Consider the following 6290-nt stretch of genomic DNA (forward strand, 5'->3'; position numbering starts at 1 on the left):
CACACTGCAAGATAATTTCGGACTGGTAATGCCGCCATTTGAATGGAGCTTTAGGATTCATTAGAGGCAGGCAGAATTATTTTCTCTAGCAGCATTATTTTAGCCTACCATTTTTTGCAACACAACCAAAAGCAGGGATGACCCGACAAGACCTGGAACAAGCACAACCACGCCTGGATACGATTCCCTTTGAGTCGCAGTATCAATATATGGCAACCTTGCACCAGCAAGAAGAACTCACCGATCGCCACACAATTTATGTGAAAGGTTCGGCGGAAGCAATCTTGAAGCGATGCCATTACCAGCTCGATGCTAAGGGTCAAAAAATCGACTTAAATCGGCAGCAAATTGAGCAGATGACTGATGAGATAGCCGCTCAGGGCTTACGGGTGCTGGCATTTGCCAAGAAAGAAATTTCAGCAGAACAGCGGGATATTGACCATGCAGATATTGAAGCAGATCTGATCTTTCTCGGACTTCAGGGCATGATCGATCCACCTAGAGCCGAGGCGATCGCTGCCGTGCGTGCGTGTCAATCGGCAGGCATCCAAGTCAAGATGATTACGGGCGATCATGCTCTAACGGCGGCAGCGATCGCCCGTCAGATGGGACTGAGCCAAGATGAAGCCGCACCTGCCTTCACGGGGAAACAGCTAGCAAATATGAATGGTCAGGATCTCGCCAATGCTGTTGAAGCCAGTGCCGTGTTTGCGCGCGTTGCCCCCGAACAAAAATTGCGTTTGGTAGAAGCTTTGCAAGCAAAAGGCGAAGTCGTCGCCATGACCGGGGATGGCGTAAACGATGCGCCCGCCTTAAAGCAAGCCGATATTGGCATCGCGATGGGGATTACGGGTACAGAAGTCGCCAAAGAAGCCGCAGATATGATCTTGACTGATGATAACTTTGCCTCGATTGAAGCTGCCGTCGAAGAAGGACGCACCGTTTATGGCAACCTGCTGAAAACCATTGGCTTTATCTTGCCCGTTAATGGTGGAGAAGCCATGACAATCTTGGTGGGAATCCTCACCGGAGCTACCCTGCCGATTTTGCCTGTCCAGATTCTCTGGGTCAATATGGTGAGTTCGGTTGCCCTGAGTGCCACCCTAGCCTTTGAGCCAAAAGCAACAGGCACAATGGAGCGAGCGCCCATGCGCCCCAATCAACCCCTTCTTACGGGTAAATTGTTATGGCGCATCCTGATTATTTCCATCTTCAATCTCATCGCTGTGCTGGGCATGTTTGAGTGGATATTGCAGACGACAGGTAATATCAATCTGGCTCGTACAATGGCAGTCCATACCCTCGTTGCGGCTGAAACCTTTTACTTATTAAGCATTAGTCAATGCATTCCATCTCTGTTTGCTTATCTACGCGATCGCACTCGCACAGTTGCCTATATTCCTGCGATCGGAGTAATTTGCGTTTTTATCTTGCAAATTTTCTTTAGTCAGTTGACTATCATCAACCCATTATTTAATACCCAGCCACTGAGTCTGGTACAAGCCTTAATTTGCATCAGTGCAGGAATTCCGGTCATTGTACCTGCTTTATTGTTAAAGCAATTTGCTCCTCTGGCTTAAAGCTATCAAGTATCCGGTAGAAGCAGTCATTCAAGTTGATTGGTGAGGTAGAGGTACAACGTTAGTTAATCCTAAGGAGGATGTCAGTTTGGATAACCCCACAATAGAATGACCGATTACCAGCCAAAAACAGAAATTAGAAATCATGCTGTATAAAGATGCTATTCGAGAAAAGCAATTTTTAAAATTGGCAGCCCAGCGTGGAGTTTGCGTCTCGGTCTTTCTACCGACAACTCCCTTAACCCAGGATGCCCAGGCTTGCCGCATCGTTTTGAAAAACTTGACTAAAGAGGCGATGGAGCAAGCCGAGGCGATCGCCGACAAGCGACAAATACAGGCGATGACAGGTTATCTGGAAGAACTACAAGAAGATGACGAATTTTGGGAATTTCAAGCTAATGGGTTGGGGATATTAGTTACACCTGAATCAATTAAAACCTATCGTCTTGCCTACGCTGTAGAAAAAGCGGCAGAAGTGAGTAATCGCTTCTATCTCAAGCCCTTGATGTCAGCCTTACAGCCGATGTCGGCTTATGTCCTAGCCATTTCTCAAAAGTCGGTCAAACTGTACGAATTTACAGCCGCTCAAGAATTAGAACCATTAGACATATCGGATTTGCCAGCCGATTTTAGTGAAGTCACCAAGCGCACCTTACAGCGCGATCGCGCTCCCGCAGGCAGACTGCAAGGCGATGAAGGGACAGAAATATTGCAAAGACAGTTCTTACGCGCAGTAGAGAGAGCAGTGCGCCCAGTTGTTAGCGGTAGCAATATGCCTCTGATTCTGGCAACGACCCAGGAATTTCAAGCCATGTATCGATCTCTGAACAGTTACGATATGCTAGCTGATAAAGGAGTTGATGGCAGCCCAGAAGGCTTACCAGAAGAAGAAATCAGACAAGCAATTCCTCCGATTGTCAGGGAATTGCGTCAAGAACGTATTCAGCAGTGGTGCAATCTGTACTACAAGCGTCAGAGCGAATCCCGGTCGATTGCGGAGCTTGCTATGATTGCCAAATTTGCTACTCGTGGTCAAGTCAGTCATCTGCTGGTCGAAGTTGATTTTGTACAGTATGGCACCCTTTCAGATACAGGTGAAATGACTCTTAGCGATACCCGCAGCGCCGAAACCTATGATGTCATCAATGAGATTGTGATTCGAGTCATAGAAAACGGGGGTGAAGTCTTAGGAGTTCTCACAGAAGCAGATGCTTCTAAGGAGCTAATGCCGATGGCAGCCGTACTACGCTGGGCATAACTAGCCTTAATTTGCATCAGTACAAGCATTCCAGCCGTTGCGTCTGCCTTGTTGACAAAGCGATCTTCTCCCCTCGCTTGAAGCTATTAAGTATCGTGCTGTAATGATTCTTTTGTCGGTTAAAAATTTCACATTACTAAGTTAATTTCTGTGACTCCAAAATGGCTGTTTCAATTGTTGATAGTTCTCCTAGGCATGGGGCTACTGCTTGATTTAGTATCCCGTCTTGGAGCAGAAATGCTCTGGTTTCAGGAAGTTAACTACTTTTCGGTATTCCTGCTCAAATTTCAGGTTCGACTGATTTTATTGGGCATTGTGACAGGGGTTACGGCAGTTTATTTACTAGGAAATCTGGCTTTAGCCGAACGATTGAAACATGCTCATCGTCCCAACGAGGGTAGTCAGGGTGAGGAAATTAACGGCAGACAACCCGTTGTCCTACCGCTTTATAGAGCAAAGCTTCAGCGTTCTCCTCTAGTGCCGTTTCAGTCAACCACTGCTTTAAGGCTGCGGTTGCTACTTCCCCTAACGCTGGGGCTAAGTTTGTTAGTTGGTTGCTTGCTGATTTATTATGGTCAGCTTGCCTTGAGCTACTGGCAGTCGGGTCCAACACTCTCCAGTACCCTTGTTTCTCGCTTCAACCTGAAGAACCTCTGGCAAGTCGGCACACAGTTGGTCGGTCAGCTTTGGTGGTTAATTGGGGTATTGGGCAGTGCGATCGCCCTATTAGTTTATCCTCGATTTGTGCTACGCGCGATTGCAATAACTCTCAGTATTTTGTTTGGATGGCTGCTTTCAAAACAATGGGCAGTCGTCCTGCAATATTTACAGCCCATCTCGTTCAACACGGCTGACCCCTTGTTTGGGCGAGATATTAGCTTCTACATTTTTGCTTTGCCGCTTTGGGAAGTGCTGGAGTTGTGGTTATTTGGACTATTTTTCTATGGGTTCATTGCAACAACACTGACTTACTTGTTATCGGGAGATAGCCTCAGCCAAGGTATTTTTCTTGGATTTTCGTCAGCCCAATACAGGCATCTCTATGGGGTTGGTAGTGGTTTGATGGGTGCGGTTGCTCTAAGTTACTGGTTGAGCCGATACGAGTTACTATATTCACTGCGTGGAGTGACGTTTGGTGCTAGCTACACCGATGCAACGGCTCAACTGCCAATCTATACCGGATTGAGCCTATTGGCGCTGGTGATCGCGCTCTATCTTTTGTGGCGCACGGTCTTCTGGCAACCCAAGTCCCCTCGTCGCCACTGGGTTAACCTCGGATTGGGACTGTTTGGGTTGCTGGTTGTTGCTGGAGTCATTGTTCCTGAAGCCGTTCAGTATTTGGTTGTGCAGCCGAATGAACTAGCGCAGGAGCGTCCATTCATCGAACGAACGATTGCCCTCACTCGTCAGGCATTTGGCTTAGAAGCCATTGATACTAGCAATTTCAACCCCCAGGGACAGCTTACCGAAGCCGATTTGACTGCCAACGCCTTGACTGTCCGCAATATTCGCCTGTGGGATCAGCGACCCTTGCTGCAAACGAACCGCCAATTGCAGCAAATTCGTCCCTACTACCGCTTTCCCGACGCGGATATTGATCGCTATACCCTGCAAACCGATATCCCTGCTCGTCCGCCTGCAACTCCACCAGATCGTCCCTCGCCTACCCCAACTGCGCCTACGGAACAACGGCAGGTGCTGATTGCTGCACGGGAACTAGATTACAGCGCAGTTCCCCAGGAAGCTAAGACTTGGGTGAACCGTCATTTAATCTACACGCATGGGTACGGTTTCACGCTTAGCCCAGTCAATACAGTCGGTGTGGGTGGTCTACCAGAGTATTTTGTCAAAGATATTACGGGTGGTGAAACTGGAGCGCTGACAACCTCCAGTCCTGCAATTCGTGCCAGCCTTCCGATTGGGCAACCCCGCATCTATTACGGCGAGATTCCCAACACCTATGTCATGACTAAAACCCTGACGCAGGAACTGGATTATCCCAGCGGTAGTGACAACGCCTACAACGTCTATGATGGACGGGGTGGCATCAATATGGGTTCCTGGTGGCAGCGGAGTTTGTTTGCAATTTACCTGCGCGACTGGCGCTTATTCGTCACCCGTGACTTTTTGCCGGACACAAAGGTCTTGTTCCGACGTAACATCAAACACCGAATTCAGGCGATCGCTCCTTTTCTGCGCTACGACAGCGACCCCTATCTAGTCACAGCTAATGTGCAAAACCCGGAGCAGAATGACCAGAATTATCTCTATTGGATTGTGGATGCCTACACGACCAGCGATCGCTATCCCTATTCTGATTTAGGCAGTGAAGGCATCAATTACATCCGCAATTCAGTAAAAGTTGTGATTGACGCTTATCACGGCTCTGTTGAATTTTATGTGGCTGATCCCAGCGATCCAATCATTACCACCTGGTCAAAAATATTTCCCAACCTATTCAATCCGCTCACAGCGATGCCTGCTAGTCTACGCAGCCATCTTCGCTATCCCGTAGATTTTTTTAAACTGCAATCAGAGCGGTTGATGACTTATCACATGACTGATCCACAGGTGTTTTATAACCGTGAAGATCAGTGGCAGATTCCGAATGAGGTCTATGGTGATGAGTCCCGACCCGTTGAGCCGTATTACCTGATCACCAGTTTACCTGCCGTGCCGTTTGAAGAATTCATTTTGCTGTTGCCTTACACCCCTCGGCAACGGACAAATTTGATCGCTTGGTTAGCCGCGCGATCGGACGGTGAAAACTACGGCAAATTGTTGCTGTATACATTCCCGAAAGAACGGTTAATCTATGGACCTGAACAAATTGAGGCGCGAATTAATCAAGATCCAGTGATTTCTCAGCAAATTTCTCTCTGGAATCGTCAGGGTTCACGGGCAGTTCAGGGCAATTTGCTCATCGTGCCGATCGAGCAATCGTTGCTGTATGTCGAACCACTTTATTTGGAAGCTACTCAGAATAGTTTACCAACGCTGGTGCGAGTGATTGTTGCCTACGAAAACCGGATTGTTATGTCTCCCACTTTAGAGGAAGCGTTGCAAGCCATCTTTCGACCCCAAGTTACTCCAGATGCCACAATCATTCGCCCTGCGGAAGAACCGACAACTGGTCAGTAGTTAATATCAGCGTCTCACTAGCCTCTTACAGCACATTTGGAGCAGATTGTTCGATTCTCAGAAGTAGAATGACCGTTCAGCAAAGCTTTTAGAATTCAGGGATATAGTAGTACGAAGTTAGGTTAAGACGTATAATAATAGGGATAAAAGCAGATAAATGATCTATGCCAGCCCTCTACAGTAAGGTTGTGTTGCAAAAACTGGGTGAGAATAGAAAAGCCCTGTGGGAGGAGTTTGAATTATGCAACCACTCCAAAGATTTGATGGATGAAGACAAGTCGTTCTTTGATAGCTCCTCTGGGAACGCCAAT

General features: G+C 47.6%; 2 protein-coding genes and 1 pseudogene. All 3 read left to right on the plus strand.

The window, feature by feature from the left end; genetic code table 11:
- Positions 1-116: 116 nt before the first annotated feature.
- Positions 117-1580: pseudogene (locus AC2VE5_RS23660) on the plus strand (HAD-IC family P-type ATPase); the annotation flags it as partial.
- Positions 1581-1725: 145 nt separating this feature from the next.
- On the plus strand, positions 1726-2838 hold the full coding sequence (locus tag AC2VE5_RS23665; RefSeq protein ID WP_486890106.1) for a baeRF11 domain-containing protein: 1113 nt from the start codon (positions 1726-1728) through the stop codon (positions 2836-2838).
- A 195-nt stretch (positions 2839-3033) separates the two neighbouring features.
- Positions 3034-5979: a UPF0182 family protein gene (locus tag AC2VE5_RS23670; RefSeq protein ID WP_486890107.1), complete on the plus strand. Its 2946-nt coding sequence runs from the start codon at positions 3034-3036 to the stop codon at positions 5977-5979.
- Positions 5980-6290: the final 311 nt, after the last annotated feature.

The sequence above is a fragment of the Aliterella sp. E5.1 genome (assembly GCF_057473825.1).